Source organism: Methylobacterium sp. XJLW, assembly GCF_003254375.1.
GTDB lineage: Bacteria > Pseudomonadota > Alphaproteobacteria > Rhizobiales > Beijerinckiaceae > Methylobacterium > Methylobacterium fujisawaense.
Genome location: NZ_CP016429.1, coordinates 5886914 through 5907474, shown reverse-complemented (window position 1 = coordinate 5907474; position 20561 = coordinate 5886914). Strand labels below are relative to the sequence as shown.

Here is a 20561-nt window from a genome sequence, read left to right as displayed (position 1 = left end):
AGATCAGACCCATTGAAACGAACCGCTTCTCGGTTTGAAGGTGCAACGCCGAGGTCCCCATGCTCTACGAACTCGCTACCCTTTCGTGCCCGTTGCTCGCAATCGATCGAGCATCCGACGGGGTTTATGACTGGGTGAACGACGCGGAGGCCAAGGGTGAACTGTTCGGCTGCTGGCGGACCGAGATAGGGACACTCGGTCGCCTGATCGTGCTGCGCGGGTTCGAGGCACCGGAAGATATGACCGCCGAGCGCCGCCGGGCGCTTATGAGTGCTAACCCGTTCAATGCGGGGAGCGTGGTGACGGCGCTGGAAATGGACAGCTATGCGCCGTTCGCCTTTCTGCCGCCGATCCGGACCGGGGACCGTGGCGGGGTGTACGAGTTCCGGACCTACCGCCTGAAGCCCGGCGGGCTGCCGCCAACGCTCGCGGGTTGGGAAGCGGCTATCGCACCCGCACGTGAATATACCGAGCATCTCGTCGCGAACATGTACGCTCTCGATGGAGCACCGCGGATCACACACATTTGGGGCTTCACAAGCTTGAAGGAACGGACCGAGTTACGCTCTTGGGCTTATGGTGCAGCTGTCTGGCCGCCCGAGGGAGGCCCGGAGCAGATTGCCGAAGCAACTTCGACTATTGCGCTTCCACAGGGGCCATCTCCCCTGGCCTGAATCATCCTTCGTCTCCGCTCTCAAACGACCCTGAGGGTGGCTCGCAGATGACTGCTTTCGGGTTGCGTTGGCGACCTTCCGTATGACCGGCAGGGGTCGAAAGCGGGAAGGCCGCCTGGGTTGGTTTCCCGCCTGTCCGCTGACCAGAACTGCTGCCGCAAAAACGGACGTGCGGAGATTGGGGTGGTCGGCGGACTTGCGCCCCTCTCGATAATCCGAGGCACCTCGGTCAATTCTCGGCAGCAGACGTCGAGCGCGACAAACGACCAGCAGTACCCTCCGCCCAACTCCACGATATGCGTTGAAAGACGGCGCCTCCAGCTTCGGCCTCCTCGACACCGCGTGGCCCAGATTTTCGAGTCTGTTGTGGGAGCGCGATTGCGCCGTGGTTGATCATGGTGGACAGAAGATTTTCCGCTGCGTCTAAGTCCAAGCTGTAGTCGTCGCCAGCGATGACTTCATTTTGACTGTTGAGCAGGGCGAAGCCGCCGCGGTTCCGGATATACGGCTGGTGTAAAGGGCGGACCAATTTTAGGCCGCCGTGGCGGAGTAAAACCAGGCCACGGACTGCGGACAGCCTGAACGATGAAGGGGCCCGATCGGGCCTCTTCATCGTTTGTCGCGGATCGTGAGGTCAGGCTGGCCGGATCTCGCCCGTCGCGGGATCAGGGTCATCAAGGGTGGCCTGGTTTTGCTCCGCCCTGTCTGTGCGGCCCCGCCGGCTGCGGGAGGATCTGAGGCGGTAGCTGTCTCCGTTCAGGCTCAGGATGCTGACGTGATGGGTCAGCCGATCCAGCAGCGCACCGGTCAGCCGCTCCGAGCCCAGGACCGAGGTCCAGTCCTCGAACGGAAGGTTCGAGGTCACCACCGTCGAGCCGCGCTCGTAGCGCTGGGACAGGACCTCGAACAAAAGCTCGGCCCCGTCGGCGACAGCGGCACGTAGCCGAGTTCATCGACAATCAGCAACTTCACCGCGGCCAGCTCCCTCTGAAGCCGGAGCAGGCGGCGCTCGTCACGCGCCTCCATGAGCTGGTTGACCAGCGAGGCCGCCGTGGTGAACGTGACCGAGAAGCCCTTCTGGCAGGCTGCCAGTCCGAGAGCCAGGGCGATGTGCGTCTTGCCGGTGCCGGAGTTGCCGAGCGCGATGACGTTCTCCCGACCGAGGACGTAGCCGCAGCGCGCCAGCTCCAGCACGAGCATCTTGTTCAGGCTCGGGATGGCGGCGAAGTCGAAGGTGTCGAGGCTCTTCACCGCCGGAAGCGTGCCGCCCGGATCCGGCGCTCGACCATGCGCCGTTCGCGGTCGATCAGTTCCAGCTCAACCAGCCGCAGCAGATAGCGGGGGTGGTCGAGGCCGCTCCGGGCGCAGTCCCGGGCGACCTTGTCGTACTCGCGCAGGACCGTCGGCAACTTCAACTGCTTGAGGTGATGGGCGAGCAGGACGCCCGGTGTCGTCTCATCGCCGCTCACGCTCATGCCGCCACCTCCGGCACCAGCACCGTGTAGTCGGCGGCCATCGTCGCGCGCACCGCAGGCCGGGGCAGATGCGGGTAGGCCGACAAGTCGAGCCGAGGCGGCCGCCGTTCGAGACGGGCCAGCGCGATCAACTTGACCGCATCGAAGCCAATCGCCCCGAGCCGGATCGCCTCGGTGACGGCCCAGGCCACGAGGTCCTTCGGCATCGCCTCCATCAGGCGCAGCACCTGGATGAACTCGCGCTTGCCGCGGTTGCCCATGCGCGCCTCCAGAAGGTGGCGCAGGTGCTGGAACGCCTCGGGCAGATCCCAGCCCTGGAGTGCCGCGGCTTGGTCGAGGGCGTTCGGCTTGGTCTCGATCAGCGCGAGGTAGTGCAGAGGTTCGGCGACGAAAACGCCGCTGCCGTAGCTGCGCGGGTGCCGGGCGATCTCGACCCCCGCACACAGGATCACGACTTCCTCGACGAAGCCCTTCACCAGCACGTCCCGGAAGCCGTAGGTGGTCGGCACCGAGTAGTCGTTGCCGCGATAGCGCACCAGCGCGGTCGACGAGACGCGCCCGGCCCTCTTCTCGCACGGCTCCAGCGGCACCGCCGGCAGGGCTCGCAGAACCACTCGATCGGCCATGAGCCGCGTTCCGATGCTCTCGGGATGCCGCCCGGCGCACTCGTTCTGCCGAGCTCGGCAGCGGCGCTCCAGGTCAGCGTTCAGCGCCTCGAACGAGGCCGCCTCCGGAGCCGGGGTCATGAAGTGGGACCGGGCGAACTTGACCAGCCCCTCGACCTTGCCCTTGTCGTTGCCCCTGCCCGGACGGCCGAAGCGATCCCGGAACAGGCAGTGGCTCACCAACTCGGTGAAGGCGCGCGTACGCTCACGCTGTCCGTCGCCGCAGATCTTGGCCACTGCGATTTTGGTGTTGTCGTACAGGATCGACAGAGGCACGCCGCCGAAGAAGGCGAAGGCGGCGACATGCCCGTCGAGAAAAGCTTCGGTGGTCTCCCGCGGATACGCCTTCACGAAGCAGGCGTCGGAGTGCGGCAGATCCATGCAGAAGAAATGGATCTTGCGGCGCACGCCAGCGATGGTGGCGACCGCCTCGCCAAAATCGACCTGGGCATGGCCGGGCGGGTGGGCGAGCGGCACGAAAGTCTCCTGCCCCGTGCTCGGCAGATCCGTACGTGGTCCTTCACCACGGTATAGCCACCGGCATAGCCGTGCTCGTCGCGTAGGCGCTCGAAGATCCGCTTGGCCGTATGGCGTTGCTTGAGCGGTGCAGTCCGGTCCGCCTCAAGGATCGCCGCGATCACTGGCAGAAGAGGCCCGAGCTTCGGCTTCTCGACCGGCTTCGAGCGTGTGTAGCCCGGCGGCAACGAGAACCGACACATCTTGGCGATCGTCTCTCGGCTCAACCCGAAGACCCGAGCCGCCTCACGCCGGGACTGGCCCTCGATGAACACGAACTGCCGAACGGCTGCGTAGACTTCCACGACGAACATCCTCGGCTCCTCTCGAAAGAGAAGCCTCTCCACTGGCCGGCTTTTACACCGCCCGCATCAGCACAAAGCCGACGCTCCAGTGGATGGTTTTGTCACCGCCCTACACAGCCACGGTGGCCGGCGACGCGGTCGCCCTGCGCCGCGTCGTGGCCAACCTGATCGGGAACGCCGTCAAGTTCGGGCGCTCGTCGGTGTCGGTGGCGGTGAGCCGGGCCGGAACGGTCTGCCGGATCGTTGTCGAGGATGACGGGCCGGGCATCCCCGAGGCGGAGCGGACGGCGGTGTTCAGCCCCTATTACCGGGTCGAGCGGTCGCGGAGCCGGCAGACCGGCGGGACAGGCCTCGGTCTCGCCATCAGCCGCCAGATCGCGGAGGCCCATGGCGGCACGGTGGTGGCGGAAGCCGGCGCCAACGGCGGCGCACGCCTCGTCGTGACCCTGCCGGGCCTGTCCTGAGCGGCCCGCGGCAACGGCCGCGCAACCGGCGGTTACACAACGTTACAGGACGGCGCATCCCGGTCACATCCGGGAAGCGCGCAGGGACGAACCTTCGCCCATACGCCGCGGCCAATACCCCGCCCCGGCGCGGGCCGTCGGCCGAGAGGCCGCGCCAGCCCGATCGAGCAGAAGGAGATCATCGATGTTGAAGAGCCTCGCCCCGGCCGCCTTCCTCGCCAGCCTCGCGGTGCCCGCCTCGGCGCTGCCCCTGGTCCAGGACGCGGTCGCCACCGGCTTCGACGGCGCCCGGATCGTCCAGGTATACGGCGGCTGCGGCCCCTACGGGCATCGCGGCCCCTACGGCGGCTGCCGGACCGGCGGGCAATGGGGTGGCTATGTCCGCGGCCGCTCCTGCCCGGCCGGTTTCCACATCGGTCCCTACGGCCGCCGCTGCTGGCCGAACTGAGCCGCCGCATCGCCTGATCGCACCCTGTCCCTCGTCCGGCCTTAGGGCCGGACGCCCATGGAGTGAGTCATGATCCGTACCCTCGTCGTGCCCGTGGCGCTCGCCGCGGGAGTCCTGATGGCCGGTTCGAGCGCCGAGGCGCGCGACGGCTGCGGGCCCGGTTTTCACCGCAACATCTACGGCTGGTGCCGGCCGAATCTCGGCTACGGTCCGGTGGTCTACGTCCCGGCCTATCGGCGCGTCGGCTACCGGTGGCATTACGGCTACCGCTACGGCTGGCACCGCCGGTTCGCATGGCACGGCGGCTCCCGCTGGGGCGGCTTCCGCCGTGTCGGCTGGCATGGTGGCTGGCACGGCGGTTGGCACCGCGGCTGGCATCACGGCGGCTGGCATCACCGCTGGTGACCCCGCGCCGGATCCGGCCCCGCCCGTCGCGGGGCCGCGACCGGTTCGCAGGCCGTCCTACGGCAGCACGAGGCCCGATGCCGCGTAGGTCAGGGCCGCGACCAGGGCCGCGGCCGGCATCGTGATCACCCAGGCGATCACGATGCCCTGCGCCACGTTCCAGCGGACCGCCGAGACCCGGCGCGCAGCCCCGACGCCGACGATGGCGCCGGTGATCGTGTGGGTGGTCGAGACCGGGATGCCGAAGGCCGTCGCGGCGAACAGGGTCGCGGCGCCCCCGGTCTCGGCGCAGAAGCCCTGCAGGGGCGTCAGGCGCGTGATCTTCGAGCCCATCGTGTGGACGATGCGCCAGCCGCCCAGAAGGGTGCCGAGCGCCATGGCGCCCTGACAGGACAGCACGACCCAGAGCGGCACATGAAAGGCCCCGCTCTCGCCGTGGGCGTAGAGCAGGGCGGCGATGATGCCCATGGTCTTCTGGGCGTCGTTGCCGCCGTGGCCGAGGGAGTAGAGCGAGGCCGAGACGAATTGCAGGCCCCGGAACAGCCCGTCCACCGCGTGCGGGGTCGAACGGATGAAGATCCACGAGACCGCCAGCATCAGCACCAGGCCGAGGGCGAAGCCGAGGGCCGGCGACAGGACGATGGCGGCGCTGGTGGCGATCACGCCGGGCCAGACGATCACGCCCATCCCCGCCTTGGCGATGCCGGCGCCGAGCAGGCCGCCGATCAGGGCGTGCGAGCTCGAGGACGGGATGCCGGCATACCACGTGATCAGGTTCCAGCTGATCGCCCCGCCGAGCGCGCCGAGAATCACCCGGTCGTCCACCGCCGCGACGTCGATGATGCCCGAACCCACGGTTCCGGCGACGTGGAGCCCGAACACCAGGAAGGCCACGAAGTTGAAGAACGCCGCCCAGAACACGGCGTAGCGGGGCGCCAGCACCCGCGTCGACACGATGGTGGCGATGGAATTCGCGGCATCGTGCAACCCGTTCAGGAAATCGAAGACCAGCGCGAGGGCAATAAGGACGATGAGGAATGTCACGCGGCGGCCTGCAGCTTAAACGTGTTCGACGACGATGCTGCTGATCTGGTTCGCCACGTCCTCGAACCGATCCATGACCTTCTCCAGGTGGCCGTAGAGTTCCGACCCGACGATGAAGGCCATGGGGTCCTGTCCCGACGCCTTGAACAGGGCCTTCAACCCGTCGTTGTGCAGGTCGTCGGCCCGCCCCTCCAGCTCGATCACGCGCTCGGTCAGGCCGTTCAGCGCGGTGGCATTCTCGCCGAGCGCCCGCAGCTTCGGCAGGGCCTCGGCGGTGACCTGCGCGGCCTCCTGAATGACCGCCCCCATCTCGCGCATCGCCGGCTCGAAAGTGGTCACCTCGAAGAGCTGGACCGCCTTGGCGGTCTTGAGCATCTGGTCGATGGCGTCGTCGAGGGACCCGACCAGGGCCTGAATATCGCTGCGGTCGAAGGGCGTGATGAAGGTCCGGCGGACCGCCAGAAGCGCCTCCCGGGTGATCGCGTCCGCGGCATCCTCATGGGCCGCGATCGCCACGTAGGCCGCCGATACGGCTTGCGTGCCGTCGAGGAGCGACCGAAGCGCGGCGGCGCCCTCCGTGAGCGTCGCGGCATGACGCTCGAACAGGTCGAAGAACCGGTCCTCTCGCGGCATCAGGGCACGAAACCAAGCCAGCATGTCGTGTCCGGGTCGAGAGGTCGGCGGTATCCGCCGGGCGCGAAAACGCCCGGCAGGCACAACGGGCGAAAGCGCCGGCCGATCCGGCGGCCGGGATACAATCGACCGTTGCTGATCGCCCTCCGGCCGCGCGGCTCAGCAGGCTTGTCCCGTGGAGGCGTGAAGCCAGCCGAAATCCACCGGGTAACCGAGGCCATGCAGCATCTTCACCCGCTTCCAGGAGGCCGACCGCGCCAAGGCTGCGTCTTGTCCGGCCTCGATCTCGGCGCTCTCCATTTCCTGAAGCTCGCGGCTCAGCGCCTCGCGCAGACCCGCGTCCTTCATGTTGCCGAGGGCGGCAGTGAAGGCCTGCTCGGCGATCCGAACCTGATCACAAATCTGACGCACGCTCATCAGTCCCTAACCCTCCCGCGCGGCGTGAACACTGCGATCCCGCAGTCCATCAGAGATTATCATGCGCATGGTCGCCGGGAGATGTACGTCTTTGGTGCAGCGGCCCTCACCGCATCGGGAGCGGCCCGATGCGCCGTGCCACCCGCGGCGGACGCCGCCACCGGCGCTTGCGTCCGAAGGTCCGGCGCGGATCCGGCACGCGCGGATCCACCTCGTTCCTCCGGCTAAGGCCCGGCTGGAAGCTCGCCCCGATCGCCACGATCGCGGCCGACCCGATCAGCGCGACGAGCGCCGCGCCCCAAAACATGCTCTCGAACATCAGGCACTCCCGGAACGGAGCCCCGCCGCAGGCCGCTCGGACCCGCGGGCGATCACGAATCAAGCTAAACCATACTCTCGAATGCGATCAACGCCCAGTATCGAGCTGTATTCAGCTTTCGACATCTGATCGAAGCCCGCCATTGGCCCAAATCGTCCCTGAACGTGTCGGCGCCGTCGGCGCGCTGCGGCCGACGGACCGGCTCCTCCGTCTGTGCGGTGACGCACCGCGCATGCGCCGCGGCCGTCCACCTGTCGCCCCATTCCGGTGCGACACGGCGATCATCCGCTTTCCGGTCGAACGCACCATCATCGTCTTCACGGCGAAGACGATTCTGACCCGCGCCTCGGACCCGGCTGACGCAGCCGGCCCCGGCCTTCGGCAACGGATCGGACGAGGCGATCGAGGGCGGAATTTACGGGGCGTTCATCCTCCGGGTGTCCGATCCGGATGGTCAGAGGCGGAGAAGCGGAAGCGATGCCGAGCGAAACCAACAGGCCGCACCAGGATGCGCCCGCTCAGGAGCCGATCCTCGAACTCTGGCGGATCATCGCCCTCGCGCTGATCGTCGCCGCCGGCATGCTGTTCGTCCACCTGATCGTTCCGACCGAAGCCGATGCGTCCGCAGCCCCGTCGACGACCATGCCGAGTGCCGCCGGCCTCAGCGCCTCCTGAGGGGCGCGTGGGCCGGACACGGCACCGAGGGCCGGGCCCGGCGGCGCTCACGCGAGCGGGCGGGCGGATGCGCATCCCAGGGCTCAGGCGCCCGTTGTGGCGCCCGGGATCGCCGCGCCCATCTACTGCATCGGCAACGGGATCGACTCCACGCCGACCTCACCGATTCCGCGGGCCGCGAGGGCTGTGCACAGGGCGTCGGTCAGGCAGCTTCCGGCCGTGAAGGCGCCGAGCGCGGAGCCGTGCCGGTCCGCCTCGCGCGGGAGCGGGCCGATCAGCTGCACGACGCGCCGGGCGATGGCGGGGGCCGGGTCGATCCAGGTCACCGGCCAGGGCGCCACGGCCTGCAGGCGCGGAAGCAGCAGGGGATAGTGGGTGCAGGCGAGGCAGATCACGTCGGTGCGCCGGCCGTCCGCCTCGGTGACGAAGCAGGGGGCGATCTCCGCGGCGAGGGCGGCATCGTCCACCGGCGCGCCGGCGAGCTCGGCTTCCGCGTAGCCGGCGAGATTCTGCGAGCCGATCCGCGTGACCGCGCAGGCGCCGGCATAGGTCGCGATCAGGTCGCTCGTGTAGGACCGCGCCACCGTGCCGGGCGTCGCCAGCAGGGTTATCATCCGGGAGCGCGTCACCTCGGCCGCGGGCTTGATCGGCGGCACCACGCCCACGAAGGGCGTCGTGAAGCGCTGCCGGAGCGCCGGAAGCACCAGCGTCGAGGCGGTGTTGCAGGCGATCACGACGAGATCAGGCCTGTGGGTCGCGACGAGCCGCTCCATCACGGTGAGGACGCGGGCGACGAGGGGCGCCTCCCCGAGCCGGCCATAGGGGAAGGCGGCATCGTCGCCGACATAGACGTAACGGGCATCCGGGCGGGCGCGCCGCACGGCGTCGAGGACGGTGAGGCCGCCGAGCCCGGAATCGAAGACCAGGATGGTCGGCTCGGCGGCACTGCGCAGCGCCGCGGCGGACAGGCTGGCCCCGGCCATCAGATCGATCCGCATGAGAACCCGGACTCCTCGAAGAGCGTCCCAAAATCTCGGCCGTGAGGGTTAAGGCGATCTCACTGCGGCGAGAGAAAGATCCGCGATCCCCAACCCGTTCCGTTAACCGCCGCGCGTCCGCGGCGAAGTGCCACCAGACCGGCTGCGCCGAGCCGATGCTCGTCGGAGAGGTTGTCGGACCATAACCGGGACATATCTTCTGCCGGCCGGCCCGGAATTGAGGAAATGGTTCTCGGTGCGGCAGGATTAAGGGGATCATCGTCATGGCAGCGACGGCCGCACTGCGTCCGGACGAGACGCACGACCCCCGGGCACCGGCCTTTCCGCCGCCGCCCGTCACCGCACGACCGATCGATCGCGCAGCGTGGATCGCGGCCTTCCGGCAGGTCCGGAACGAGACCGAGCGCCGCGCCGCACCGCTCTCGCCCGAGGACCAGCAGGTCCAGTCCATGGCGGATGCGAGCCCGACCAAGTGGCACCGGGCGCATGTCACGTGGTTCTTCGAGCAGTTCCTGCTGCGGGAGCATCTGCCGGGCTACGCCATCTACGACGCGCGGCTACACTACCTCTTCAACTCGTACTACGTGGCGGCCGGCCCGCGGCAGCCGCGCATCCAGCGGGGCATGATCACCCGCCCGACCATGGCCGAGGTCGCTGCCTACCGGGCCCATATCGACTGCGCCGTCGAGACCCTGCTGAGCCAAGCCTCCGATCGCGCCCTGGAGATGGTGCTGCCGATCCTGGAGATTGGCCTCTATCACGAGCAGCAGCATCAGGAATTGCTCCTCACCGACATCCTCCACGCCTTCGCGCAGAATCCGCTCAATCCCGCCTACGATCCGGACTGGCGCTTCCCGGACGCAGCCGCGCAGCGCGGTCAGGTCGAGCTCCGCCGGGAGATCGCCTGGATCGGCCACACGGGAGAGGGGTTCTCGTTCGACAACGAATCCCCCCGCCACGAGACGCTGATCCCGGCCGGCCGCATCGACCGGGCGCTGGTGACCAACCGCCAGTGGCTCGGCTTCATGGAGGACGGCGGCTATGCCAAGCCCGAGCTGTGGCTCTCGGACGGCTGGTATGCCGGTCCGGCGGAGGGCTGGGAGGCGCCCGGCTACTGGCGCCGGGACGGGGAGGGGTGGGCGACCATGACCCTCGGCGGCCAGCGGCCTGTGGATCTCGACGCGCCCGTCACCCACATCAGCTACTACGAGGCCGACGCCTATGCCCGCTGGGCCGGCCGGTTCCTGCCGACCGAGTTCGAGTGGGAGGTCGCGGCCCGGGACGGCGGTCTGCCGGATGCCTTCGGCCTCGTCTGGCAATGGACCCGCAGCGCCTACATGCCCTACCCGGGCTACCGGCCGCTCCCGGGGGCCCTCGGCGAGTACAACGGCAAGTTCATGGCCAACCAGTTCGTGCTGCGCGGCTCGTCGGTGGCGACACCCGAGGGTCATGCCCGGCTGCCGTACCGCAATTTCTTCTATCCGCACCAGCGCTGGCAATTCACGGGCCTGCGCCTGGCCGATGCCGCCTGACGCCCTCCGGAGCTGCCCTTGACCATCAAGCCCACCTTCCCCGACGCGACGCCGGTCACGCTGGACGCGGCGCCCCTGTCGTTCCTCGACGACGTCCGGACGGGCCTGTCGAAACCCCAGAAGGCGCTCTCGCCGAAGTACTTCTATGACGCGGCCGGATCCGCTCTGTTCGAAGAGATCACCCAGCTTCCAGAATATTATCCGACCCGTACGGAGATCGGCATCCTGGAGGCCAGCGGCCCGGAGATGGCGACGTTGCTGCCCGCGCATGCGGCGCTGGTCGAGTTCGGCAGCGGCTCGACCGTCAAGCTCCGTCGCTTGCTCGGCCATCTCGACACGCTCGCGGCCTATGTGCCCGTGGACGTCTCGGGCGAGTTCCTGCGGGCGCAGGCCGAGGGGCTCCGGGGCGACTTTCCGCATCTGCGGGTCGAACCGGTGGTCGCTGACTTCACCCAGGACTTCAACCTGCCGGACAGTCTCGACGGCCTCCCGCGGGCCGGCTTCTTCCCGGGCTCGACCATCGGCAATTTCGATCCGCACGAGGCCGAGGGTTTGCTGCACCGCTTCGGACGGATCCTCGGCCCGGGCGCCCACATGATCGTCGGCGTCGACCTCGTGAAGGATGCCGCGGTTCTGGAGAATGCCTACGACGACGCCCAGGGCGTCACGGCCGCCTTCAACCTCAACCTCCTGACGCGGATCAACCGGGAACTCGCGGGCCGCTTCGAGCCGGACGCGTTCAGCCACCGGGCGGTGTTCAACCCCAACGCCTCGCGGATCGAGATGCACCTCGTGGCCCGTGACGCGCAGGCCGTGCGGGTCGGCAGCGACACCTTCGCCTTTGCGGCAGGCGAGACGATCCACACGGAAAGCAGCTACAAGTACACAGTGGCCACGTTCCGCGCCCTCACCGAGCGGGCCGGCTGGACATGGCTGAAGGTCTGGACGGATCCAAACCAGCTCTTCTCGGTCCACGCCCTCCGGCTGGACTGAGGACAAGGCCGGGGCCGCCCCATGCGTATCGGGCCGCCCTGGTTCCTCCTGGTGGCGCCTGGATTGGGGGCGCTCGCGGGGCTGCTCTACGGGACGCTTTTCGACGTCGGTCCCCTGACCGGCGCGGCGATCCGCGGCGCGATCATCGGCACGCCGATCCTGCTCTACGAGCGCAGGCTGCTGGCCCCGCGCCTGCGCGACCGCATCCGCGCCCTCGCGACGCCGCTGTTCCTGATCGCCACGGTGGCCCTCTATATCGGGCTGATCGTGATCGGGAATGCGGTCGCCAGCACCGTTCTGAACAAGCTGTTCCGCTTCATGTACAGCGCGCGGAACGCGATGCTGATGACCGATACAGGCCTCCTCTACGCGCTCGGCATCTCGGCCCTCGTGGTGTTCGTGTTCCGCGTCCGCGACCTGATCGGTCCCGGCGTGTTCGCCAACCTGCTGATCGGGCGCTATCACCGGCCGATCAGCGAGGAGCGCATCTTCCTGTTCCTCGACGTGATGGGCTCGACGCACTTCGCCGACCGCTACGGCGACCGGGAGGCCCAGGCCTATCTCGGCCAAGTGTTCAACGCCCTGGCGCTGCCGGTGTCGCGCGCCCGCGGCTCCATCGACGATTACATCGGCGATCTGGCGCTGGTGACTTGGCCGCTGGACCGGGGGTTGCGCGATGCGGCCTGCCTGCGCTGCGTCTTCGACTTCGAGGCGCGTCTGGCCGCGGAGGCTGCAAGCTGGCGCAGCCGCTTCGGCCAAGTCCCGCAATTCCGCGCCGCCCTGCATTGCGGCCCGGTGGTCACCGCCGAGATCGGGCTGGAGCGGCACAAGATCGCGTATTTCGGCGACGTCGTGAACACGACCGCGCGGCTCGAGGCCCTGTCGAAGACCCTCGGGGTGCACGTGCTGGTTTCCGCCGATCTCCTCGACCGGATCGGAGAACTGCCCGACGACCTGATTGCGGACGATCTCGGTGCCCATGCCCTGCGGGGGCGCGCCGAACCCCTCGCGGTGGCGGCGATCCGGCGACGGTCCTCCCGCGCGGCACCGGTCGTGCCGCTTTCGAGCCGCGCCGCGACGGGCTGAGGCCGGGCGGTCCCGTCCGGCCTCCAGGGCAGAGACGGCGCGCGCGCCCTCTCAGGTCGACAGCGCCTTCAGAACGTCGCGGGCGGCGCGCGCGCCGTCCAGCGTGGCCCCGCCCACCGTCATGGCCCCGCCGCCGGCCAGCGCCTCTCCGGCGAAGAACACGCGTCCCCCCACCGGGTCACGCAGGCGGTCACGGGCCTCCGCGTGGCCGGGGGCGACGATCGCGTACGATCCGAGGGCGTACGGATCCGTCCACCAGCCGGCGAGCCGTCCCGCCACGACCGCGTCCCGGGCGTCCGCGCCGAGGATCGCGACCAAGCGCTCTGTGGCCAGCGCCACGGCCGCCGCCTCACCGACGCGGCACAGGTCGCGGGCGAGATCGCCCCCGAGATTGGCCACCGTCAGGGACCGGCCGAACGGCTTCATCTCGAAGTAGATCGTCGGTCCGCCCTTTGCCAGCGACACCGCATCACCCACGGTCGCCGGATCGAGCTTCGCCGGGTCGAGGCGCAGACCGATCTTGGTGTAGGCGCCCATGCGCAATCCATCGAGAGCCGCCTGTGTGCTGGCCGGCAGGGCCGGGGTGAAGGCCACGCGACCGGCCTTCAGCACGCCCACCGGCACCGTCACGATCACCGCGGCTGCGGTGAGGGTGCCACACCCCGTCTCGATGCGGACGTCCTGTCCGGACCAGTCGATCGCGTGAACCGGGCAGCCGAGCCGCACCGGCAGGTCGGCGAAATGGTGCGCCACCAGGGCGCCGTAGCCGTCGACCCAGAGGTCCGTGCCGGACCAGAGCCGGTCGTAATCCACGGCCGAGACGCGCTCGGGATCCTCGCCGAGCGAGAGCCGGCTGAGGCCGGCCGCGGCCTGCACGGCCATCGGGCCGCCGATTCCGGCCGCTTCCGCCAACGAGATGTCGGCCGCCTTCGGAACGAGGAGCGCGTCGAGGCCCGAGAAGCCGGCACGCCGGTTCGCCATCTCGGCTTCGGTGGCGGGGCGACCGTCGATCACGAGCTTGCGCGCCCAGCCTTCCTCGCCGGCGAAGCGGGCCTTGGCGGCCCGGGCGATGGGCGCCCAGGGATTGCGCTCGGCCCAATGGATATACTCGGCGCCGGCATCGAACGGATACGCCGCACCGAGCGCCCTGTCGGTGAAGGCGCGCCCGCCGATCCGGTCCCGTGCCTCCACCAGGATGAAGCTACGTCCGGCGCTCCGCAGCGCCGATGCCGCCGCCAGCCCCGCCGCCCCGGCACCGACGATGACCACCGGGCCGGTGCGGGCCCAGGCGCGCAGTGCCGGGGCCGCTACGAGGGCAGAGGTGAGGACTGTGCGTCGGGTCGGTCTCATGGCGCACCCGCTCGGAGTCATCCAGGCTCCAGTCCACGGCGCGCGGACCGAAAGCGGTGCGCTAGCCGCGCGCCCCCGGGCTGCCCGAGCGCTTCTCCATCATGGCCTTGACCTGCATCAGCTGGTCCCAGACCTGGCCGGGCGATGTGCCGAAGAAGTCGAAACCGGCGCTGATGCCCAGGTAGATGCCGACGCAGATCAGCGGCACGAGCACCCAGGCGAGCACCTCCTCGCCGCGCCGACGCCGCTGACGACGCCGCCGCCGCTCCTCGCGCCGGGTCAGCTTCTTGGGGGGCGCCGGCTGCGCGACGGGGGACAGGGGTCCCTCGTGCAGGTTGTCTGTCATCGGGCGCCTCCTCGCCGCGGCGCTTTCGCGTCGCGGCGGTCATAGACCGGCGGCCCCTAGTCCGGAAGGCCGCCAGCCGGCATGCACACCATTAGGCGCGCACGAGTGGCACCTTCGGCACGGTCCGGACGCCGCCGCCCGAGCTGCCGCCGCCGCCCTTGTTGTCCTTCGGCGTCTTCTTGCGCGCCGCGGCGCGGGGCTTGGCCCGCTTGTGGCGCTTGGCGGCGTTGGTCACGTCCTTCTCGGGCTTGGGCGTGACGGGGCCGGCCGGGAAATCGAAGCCCAGGCTGTCCTTGGCGCCCGACTTGGCCTCGGCATCCTCCGGCTTGCGCACGACCACGCGGACCGCACCGCCATCCTTCAGCCTGCCGAACAGAACCTCGTCGGCGAGGGGCGTCTTGATGGTCGACTGGATCAGCCGGGCCATCGGGCGGGCGCCCATCGCGTCGTCGTAGCCATGCTCCACCAGCCAGTCGCGGGCCTCGTCCGAGAGCTCGATCGTGACGTTGCGGTCGGCGAGCTGCGCCTCGAGCTGGAGGACGAACTTGTCGACCACCTTGGCCACCACCTCCTTCGGCAGGTGGCCGAACGAGATGATCGCGTCGAGGCGGTTGCGGAATTCCGGCGCGAACAGCCGGTTGATCGCCTCCACGTCGTCGCCGGAACGCTTCGACTGGGTGAAGCCGTAGGCCGCCTTCGCCAGATCCGAGGCGCCCGCATTCGACGTCATGATGATGATGACGTTGCGGAAATCGACCTGCTTGCCGTTGTGGTCGGTGAGCTTCCCGTGGTCCATGACCTGCAACAGGATGTTGAACAGGTCCGGGTGAGCCTTCTCGATCTCGTCGAGCAGCAGCACGCAATGCGGGTGCTGGTCGATCCCGTCGGTGAGCAGGCCGCCCTGGTCGAAGCCCACGTAGCCGGGGGGTGCGCCGATTAGGCGGCTCACCGTGTGGCGCTCCATGTATTCCGACATGTCGAAGCGCAGCATCTCGACGCCCAGCGACGCGGCGAGCTGCTTGGCGGCCTCGGTCTTGCCGACGCCGGTCGGTCCCGCGAACAGATACGAGCCGATCGGCTTGTCCGGGTCGCGCAGCCCGGCCCGGGCCAGCTTGATCGCCGAGGTCAGGGCCTCGATGGCGTTCGGCTGGCCGTAGACCACGCGCTTCAGGTTCTCGGTCAGGTGCTGGAGCACCACCGCGTCGTCCTTCGAGACGGTCTTCGGCGGGATGCGGGCCATCGTGGCGATGGTCGCCTCGATCTCCTTGATGCCGATGGTGCGCTTGCGGCGGGCCTCCGGCACGAGCATCTGCGAGGCGCCCGTCTCGTCGATCACGTCGATCGCCTTGTCGGGCAGCTTGCGGTCGTTGATGTAGCGCGCCGACAGCTCCACCGCGGCCTTCACGGCTTCGGTCGTGTACTTGAGCTTGTGGAACTCCTCGAAATACGGGCGCAGGCCCTTCACGATCTCGATCGTGTCGGGGATCGACGGCTCGTTGACGTCGATCTTCTGGAACCGGCGCACCAGGGCGCGATCCTTCTCGAAGTACTGGCGGTACTCCTTGTAGGTGGTCGAGCCGATGCAGCGCAGCGTGCCCGAGGCCAGCGCCGGCTTGAGCAGGTTCGACGCGTCCATGGCCCCGCCCGAGGTCGCACCGGCGCCGATCACCGTGTGGATCTCGTCGATGAACATGATGGCGTTCGGGTGCGCCTCGATCTCCTTCATCACCTGCTTGAGGCGCTCCTCGAAGTCGCCCCGGTAGCGGGTGCCGGCGAGCAGCGTGCCCATGTCGAGGGAGAAGACGGTCGCGTCGGCCAGGACCTCCGGCACCTCGTGCTGGATGATCTTGCGGGCCAGCCCCTCGGCGATGGCGGTCTTGCCGACGCCCGGGTCACCCACGAGCAGCGGGTTGTTCTTCTGCCGGCGGCACAGGACCTGGATGGTCCGCTGGACCTCGGTCTCGCGGCCGATCAGCGGGTCGATCTTGCCGTCGCGGGCCTTCTTGTTGAGGTTGACGCAGTAGGCGTCGAGCGCGTCGCCCTTCTTCTTCGCGCCGCCGCGGGGATCCCCCTCGTCGCTCGGGCGCTCGGCGGCACCCTCGTCCTCGGCACCGCGCACGGGCTTCGCCTCGGAGGCGCCCGGGCGCTTGGCGATGCCGTGGCTGATGTAGTTGACCGCGTCGTAGCGGGTCATGTCCTGCTCCTGCAGGAAGTAGGCGGCGTGGCTCTCGCGCTCGGCGAAGATCGCCACGAGCACGTTGGCGCCGGTCACCTCCTCGCGACCGGAGGACTGGACGTGGATCACCGCCCGCTGGATCACGCGCTGGAAGCCCGCCGTGGGCTTGGCGTCCTGCCGTCCGTCCCCGGTGAGGTTAGAGAGTTCCGTGTCGACGTAGTCGACCAGGCTGCGCTTGAGCGTGTCGATCTCGACGTTGCAGGCACGCATGACCGCGGCCGCATCCTGATCGTCCACGAGGGCGAGCAGGAGATGCTCCAGCGTCGCGTATTCGTGCCGGCGTTCTCCGGCCAGCGCCAGGGCGCGGTGGAGAGCTTGTTCTAGGCTGCGTGAGAAGCTTGGCAAAGCTGGCCTCTGTGTGGGTGCCTACCGCGAGCGGCGCCTATTTCTTTTCCATAACGCACTGGAGAGGATGTTGGTGTTTGCGCGCGAAGTCCATGACCTGCGTCACCTTGGTCTCCGCCACCTCGTAGGTGAAGACGCCGCACTCGCCGACCCCGTTCTGATGCACGTGCATCATGATGTGGTAGGCGTCCTCGTGGCTCTTGTTGAAGAACCGCTCGACCACCAGGACCACGAACTCCATCGGCGTATAGTCGTCGTTCAGAAGGAGTACCCGGTACAGGCTCGGCCGCTTGGTCCGCGGCTTGGTGCGGGTGATGATCGCCGTGTTGGACCGGTCGTCGCCGCCAGGGGCGCGCGAACCGGACGCCGTGACCGCTTTGCGCGCCGGCCAGTGAACCTTCGTCGAACTCGCGGTGCCCTGCATGGGGACCTGTGTCATGTGCGTCGAACCGATCCCTCGTTTGGAGCGGGCGCCGCCGGCCCTGACGGCCGATCCAGTCCTGGCCTGCCGGGAGCAGCGCTCGGCTCCACGGCCGTTAATCTACAGACGGTGAGCCGACTTCGCCAGACGCCTGTGCGCACTTGTCCGCCTCGCTGATCATGCGCCAGCGGCTCACGTCTGCGCCGATCCGGGACGGGGCGCGCCTTCGAGCGCTGCCTTCGGCCGCAGAAATGCGCCGGTGAGGCCGAGGATCATGTCGCCGGCCGCGGCAGAGCGGGCCGTGGCGCGCGCGCCGGCCCGGTTCAGATATGCGGCCTGAACCGCCACGAGTTCGGCCGGGCCGCGGGCCGCCGCCAGCGCCCGCGAGGTAGCCCCGAGATCGTCGAACGCCGTCTTGAACGAGTCGGCATACGTGATCCCGAGGGTCTGGGCCGCCCGACTCACGATCCCGAACCGATGAAGGGGCGTTCTGAACCCGGAGACGACCGGGCTCAACGGAAGGGCAGGGGGCCTCTGCATCGCCGATCTCCAGACCGCCGCCGAACCTGCCGGCCACCCGCGACCGACCTCTTCGGATCGGCGCGAGAGTGTGCGGCGCGACAGCCAGCGTCAAGCTCGGGCGGGTAAGACCCGCCGGCCGCAACCGGCATGGGTTGGCAGGCCGGTGACGGTCCGCGAGCGATCGACCGTAAACGATGGCCGGAACGACACGATCCGGCATTCGCCGCGATCGCATTAACGGGCCTGTAACTGCACCTGCCTAACTCTCCACTGATGCAGCGGGGCCACGCGATCGGCGGGAGGCTCTGCAGGGGATACGACCGGCCAGATCCGGTCTCGCGAGGCAATCAGGCGTGATGCGTAGCGTAGTAGGCCGCTCCCGGACGATTCCAGCGCTCCCGGCCGCGATCCTGGCCGCCGCGGTCCTGACGGCCCTGGCCTCGCCGGCCGAGGCCCGGCGCGGCCGGCACCAACACCATGCCCGGGCCACCGGCGGCTACAACCCGCCCTACGCCGCGATGGTCGTGGACGTGAAAAGCGGCAAGACCCTGCACGCGGTCAACGAGGACGCCCTGCGGCACCCGGCCTCGATCACCAAGGTGATGACGCTCTACATGCTGTTCGAGCAGATGGAGCGCGGCAAGTTCGCCCTCGATTCCGAACTGACCATCTCGGCCCACGCCGCCGCCCAGGCGCCGTCGAAGCTCGGCCTGCGGCCGGGCCAGACCATCACGGTCGAGGATGCCATCAAGGCGATCGTGACGAAGTCGGCGAACGACGTGGCCTGCGCCATCGGCGAGAACATCGCCGGCTCCGAGGAGCGCTTCGCCCAGATGATGACCGCCAAGGCCCATGCCCTGGGCATGAGCCGGACGCGCTATGCCAACGCCTCGGGCCTGCCCGACCCGGACCAGCTCACCACCGCCCGCGACCTGACCGTCCTCGCCCAGGCGATCCAGGACCGGTTTCCGCGCTATTACCGTTACTTCCAGACCCGGTCCTTCGCGTTCCGCGGCCGGGTGATCGGCAACCACAACCACCTGCTGGGCAACGTCCAGGGCGTCGACGGGATCAAGACCGGCTACACCCGGGATTCCGGCTTCAACCTGATGACCGCCGCGAAGTCCGACGGCCGCCAGATCGTGGCGATCGTGCTCGGCGGCAAGTCCGGCGCGAGCCGCGACCGGATCATGGCCGACCTCGTCCGGTCCAGCCTGCCGCGGGCCTATGCCGGCGCCCGGGTCGCGCCCGCCGTCACCGAAGTGGCCGAGCGCGCCCGCCCGGCAGTCGTCGCCGACGCGGTCTCGCGGACCCGCACGCAGGTCGCCTCCGCCGACGACGAGGATGTCGAGACCACCGGCACCACCGGCGAGCCCCTCGACCTGTCGCCCTCGAAGACGACGACGCCGGGCGGCACCTGGAAGCCCGGGCCGCAGGGAATCCCGAAGGCGGCCCAGGCCTATGCCGGCGGCGGCAATGCCCAGCCGCCCTTCCCGGGGGCGTCCAAATCCACGGCCCGGGTGGCCTCCCTCGAGCGCGACGAGCCGCCGAAGGCGGTCTCCGGCGCCCGCGTCGTCCCCACCGCCTGGGTGATCCAGCTCGGGGCCATGGACGACGAGGGCAAGGCCCGGTCGATGCTCTCTGAGGCGCGTGCCAAGGTGGGGGGCAGCCTCTCCAAGGCCGCACCCTACACCGTCAAGGTCGAGCACGGCGGCACCACGCTGTTCCGGGCCCGCTTCTCGGGCTTCGCCGAGCAGGATTCCGCCCAGGAGGCCTGCTCGGCCCTGAAGCGCAGCGGCTTCAGCTGTTTCGCCACCCGGAGCTGAGGCTCCGGAGACCGGCCGGCGCGCCCGCGCGCCGACACGGAACGGCCGCGACCGAGTTCGTCCGCGGCCGACGATCGGTATCTCTCTGACAACGCGCGTGGAGTTCAGCGATGTCGGTTCAGAAGCCTGTCCCGGGCCGCGTTGACGCGCGCCGCCCGCTCGGCGCTGCCTCCCTGGTCGGGGTGAGCCCGCTTCATGAGAGACCGGTGGGCCGACCGGATCTCCTCAGCGGTCGCCCCGCGCTGAAGCCCCAGGACCTGGTACGCCTCCTCCTGCGTCATCGTCCCTGGGTTCGCCGGACGGCGCGGCCGCGGGTCGCGATCGCGCTCAGCGTCTACACGCCATCCGGGCGCCCGGCGGTCGAGATACGGCTCTAACAGGGCGGCGCCCGCGGCGTCGCGAAGGCGGCAGAGCCGGAGCAGATCGACCACGGCACCGGTTGGCATGGCGTCGAGCGACGTGCCGGCGCTTGGCCCGGCGATGACCCGGCCGGTGCGCAGGCTGCCGTCCGGGCGCAGGAGCGCGTCGATCAGGATCGTGCGGAAGCGGCGATCCGCAGGATCGCGGGGCCCCTGACCGGGGTCCGGCCGGATCAGACGACGGAGCCGCGCGGTCATCGCGGCCTGCCCCTCGATCAACCAGACGCCGCTGAGCCCGAGAAGCGCCGCCAGGACGAAGTTCCCGCGCAGGAGCAGGAACCCGGCGGCGAGCAGCGCGAAGGCGCCGAAGGTCGGCAGCCGCACACGTCCGAGGGCTGAGCCGAGGCCCGCCCCGAGGCCGCGCCTGATCCGTCGGCCGAGGCCGCCGTTCTTGGACAGCCACCACAGGGTCAGGCAGGCGAGCAGGCCGGCAAACAGCACCATCGC

General features: G+C 69.2%; 20 protein-coding genes and 2 pseudogenes. 9 read left to right on the top strand and 13 right to left on the bottom strand.

All coding sequences use genetic code 11. From position 1 onward, the window contains the following. Positions 1-59 precede the first annotated feature (59 nt). A complete protein-coding gene (locus tag A3862_RS27220; protein WP_043755888.1) occupies positions 60-674 on the top strand; it encodes an NIPSNAP family protein in 615 nt (204 codons plus the stop codon). A gap of 634 nt (positions 675-1308) precedes the next feature. Here A3862_RS27220 and istB read toward each other — a convergent pair. Further along, positions 1309-2149, bottom strand: a pseudogene (gene istB, locus A3862_RS27215) (IS21-like element ISMdi7 family helper ATPase IstB). Next, positions 2146-3644: pseudogene (istA, locus tag A3862_RS27210) on the bottom strand (IS21-like element ISMdi7 family transposase). The pseudogenes istB and istA overlap by 4 nt, the downstream one beginning before the upstream one ends. An 83-nt stretch (positions 3645-3727) precedes the next feature. Here istA and A3862_RS27205 point away from each other — a divergent pair. The 3 genes from A3862_RS27205 to A3862_RS27195 all read left to right on the top strand — a co-directional run bounded on the left by A3862_RS27205 (position 3728) and on the right by A3862_RS27195 (position 4952). Continuing rightward, positions 3728-4099: a sensor histidine kinase gene (locus A3862_RS27205; protein WP_236961561.1), complete on the top strand. Its 372-nt coding sequence runs from the start codon at positions 3728-3730 to the stop codon at positions 4097-4099. 184 nt (positions 4100-4283) lie between these two features. Next, on the top strand, positions 4284-4547 hold the full coding sequence (locus A3862_RS27200) for a GCG_CRPN prefix-to-repeats domain-containing protein (RefSeq protein ID WP_043755901.1): 264 nt from the start codon (positions 4284-4286) through the stop codon (positions 4545-4547). Between the two features lie 69 nt (positions 4548-4616). Continuing rightward, positions 4617-4952, top strand: coding sequence for a GCG_CRPN prefix-to-repeats domain-containing protein (locus A3862_RS27195; RefSeq protein ID WP_043350781.1), 336 nt, complete (start codon positions 4617-4619; stop codon positions 4950-4952). A 57-nt stretch (positions 4953-5009) separates the two neighbouring features. Here the strand turns inward: A3862_RS27195 and A3862_RS27190 are convergent, their stop codons facing one another. From A3862_RS27190 to A3862_RS27175, 4 genes are all read right to left on the bottom strand, one after another. After that, on the bottom strand, positions 5010-5996 hold the full coding sequence (locus tag A3862_RS27190) for an inorganic phosphate transporter (RefSeq protein ID WP_043350779.1): 987 nt from the start codon (positions 5994-5996) through the stop codon (positions 5010-5012). Between the two features lie 15 nt (positions 5997-6011). Further along, complete coding sequence (locus tag A3862_RS27185; RefSeq protein ID WP_111474129.1) at positions 6012-6653, bottom strand: DUF47 domain-containing protein; 642 nt, start codon at positions 6651-6653, stop codon at positions 6012-6014. A gap of 135 nt (positions 6654-6788) precedes the next feature. Next, on the bottom strand, positions 6789-7046 hold the full coding sequence (locus A3862_RS27180) for a hypothetical protein (RefSeq protein ID WP_043350773.1): 258 nt from the start codon (positions 7044-7046) through the stop codon (positions 6789-6791). 106 nt (positions 7047-7152) lie between these two features. After that, entirely contained in the window at positions 7153-7365 is a 213-nt protein-coding gene (locus tag A3862_RS27175) for a hypothetical protein (RefSeq protein ID WP_043350771.1), read from the bottom strand. A gap of 477 nt (positions 7366-7842) precedes the next feature. On the opposite strand from A3862_RS27175, the gene A3862_RS27170 reads away from it, so the two are divergent. Continuing rightward, complete coding sequence (locus A3862_RS27170) at positions 7843-8040, top strand: hypothetical protein (protein ID WP_043755905.1); 198 nt, start codon at positions 7843-7845, stop codon at positions 8038-8040. Positions 8041-8162: 122 nt separating this feature from the next. Here the strand turns inward: A3862_RS27170 and murI are convergent, their stop codons facing one another. Beyond that, positions 8163-9038, bottom strand: coding sequence for a glutamate racemase (gene murI, locus A3862_RS27165; RefSeq protein WP_053610954.1), 876 nt, complete (start codon positions 9036-9038; stop codon positions 8163-8165). A gap of 263 nt (positions 9039-9301) precedes the next feature. Here murI and egtB point away from each other — a divergent pair, with 263 nt between their 5' ends. Genes egtB through A3862_RS27150 form a run of 3 tightly spaced genes read left to right on the top strand, consistent with a single transcriptional unit; the run spans position 9302 to position 12649 of the window. Next, a complete protein-coding gene (egtB, locus tag A3862_RS27160) occupies positions 9302-10570 on the top strand; it encodes an ergothioneine biosynthesis protein EgtB (RefSeq protein WP_111474128.1) in 1269 nt (422 codons plus the stop codon). 18 nt (positions 10571-10588) lie between these two features. After that, positions 10589-11563 carry an L-histidine N(alpha)-methyltransferase gene (egtD, locus tag A3862_RS27155; RefSeq protein ID WP_111474127.1) on the top strand — a complete coding sequence of 325 codons (975 nt, stop codon included), beginning with the start codon at positions 10589-10591 and terminating at the stop codon, positions 11561-11563. Between the two features lie 21 nt (positions 11564-11584). After that, complete coding sequence (locus tag A3862_RS27150) at positions 11585-12649, top strand: adenylate/guanylate cyclase domain-containing protein (protein ID WP_111474126.1); 1065 nt, start codon at positions 11585-11587, stop codon at positions 12647-12649. Between the two features lie 51 nt (positions 12650-12700). Here the strand turns inward: A3862_RS27150 and A3862_RS27145 are convergent, their stop codons facing one another. From A3862_RS27145 to A3862_RS27125, 5 genes are all read right to left on the bottom strand, one after another. Further along, a complete protein-coding gene (locus A3862_RS27145; protein WP_111474125.1) occupies positions 12701-13999 on the bottom strand; it encodes a flavin monoamine oxidase family protein in 1299 nt (432 codons plus the stop codon). A 61-nt stretch (positions 14000-14060) separates the two neighbouring features. Then, entirely contained in the window at positions 14061-14345 is a 285-nt protein-coding gene (locus A3862_RS27140) for a hypothetical protein (RefSeq protein WP_043350748.1), read from the bottom strand. A 91-nt stretch (positions 14346-14436) separates the two neighbouring features. After that, positions 14437-16926, bottom strand: coding sequence for an ATP-dependent Clp protease ATP-binding subunit ClpA (clpA, locus tag A3862_RS27135; RefSeq protein WP_043755910.1), 2490 nt, complete (start codon positions 16924-16926; stop codon positions 14437-14439). Positions 16927-16963: 37 nt separating this feature from the next. Further along, positions 16964-17350 (bottom strand): ATP-dependent Clp protease adapter ClpS, encoded by a 387-nt coding sequence (gene clpS / locus A3862_RS27130; RefSeq protein ID WP_043352001.1) that lies wholly within the window; start codon positions 17348-17350, stop codon positions 16964-16966. A gap of 189 nt (positions 17351-17539) precedes the next feature. Further along, the gene (locus A3862_RS27125) at positions 17540-17812 is read right to left on the bottom strand and encodes a phasin family protein (protein WP_236952864.1); all 273 of its coding nucleotides are present in this window, start codon (positions 17810-17812) and stop codon (positions 17540-17542) included. Between the two features lie 413 nt (positions 17813-18225). Here A3862_RS27125 and A3862_RS27120 point away from each other — a divergent pair, with 413 nt between their 5' ends. Beyond that, positions 18226-19695: a D-alanyl-D-alanine carboxypeptidase gene (locus tag A3862_RS27120; RefSeq protein ID WP_043352005.1), complete on the top strand. Its 1470-nt coding sequence runs from the start codon at positions 18226-18228 to the stop codon at positions 19693-19695. Positions 19696-19799: 104 nt separating this feature from the next. Here A3862_RS27120 and A3862_RS27115 read toward each other — a convergent pair whose 3' ends face one another. Next, the gene (locus tag A3862_RS27115) at positions 19800-20558 is read right to left on the bottom strand and encodes a J domain-containing protein (protein WP_111474124.1); all 759 of its coding nucleotides are present in this window, start codon (positions 20556-20558) and stop codon (positions 19800-19802) included. Positions 20559-20561 lie beyond the last annotated feature (3 nt).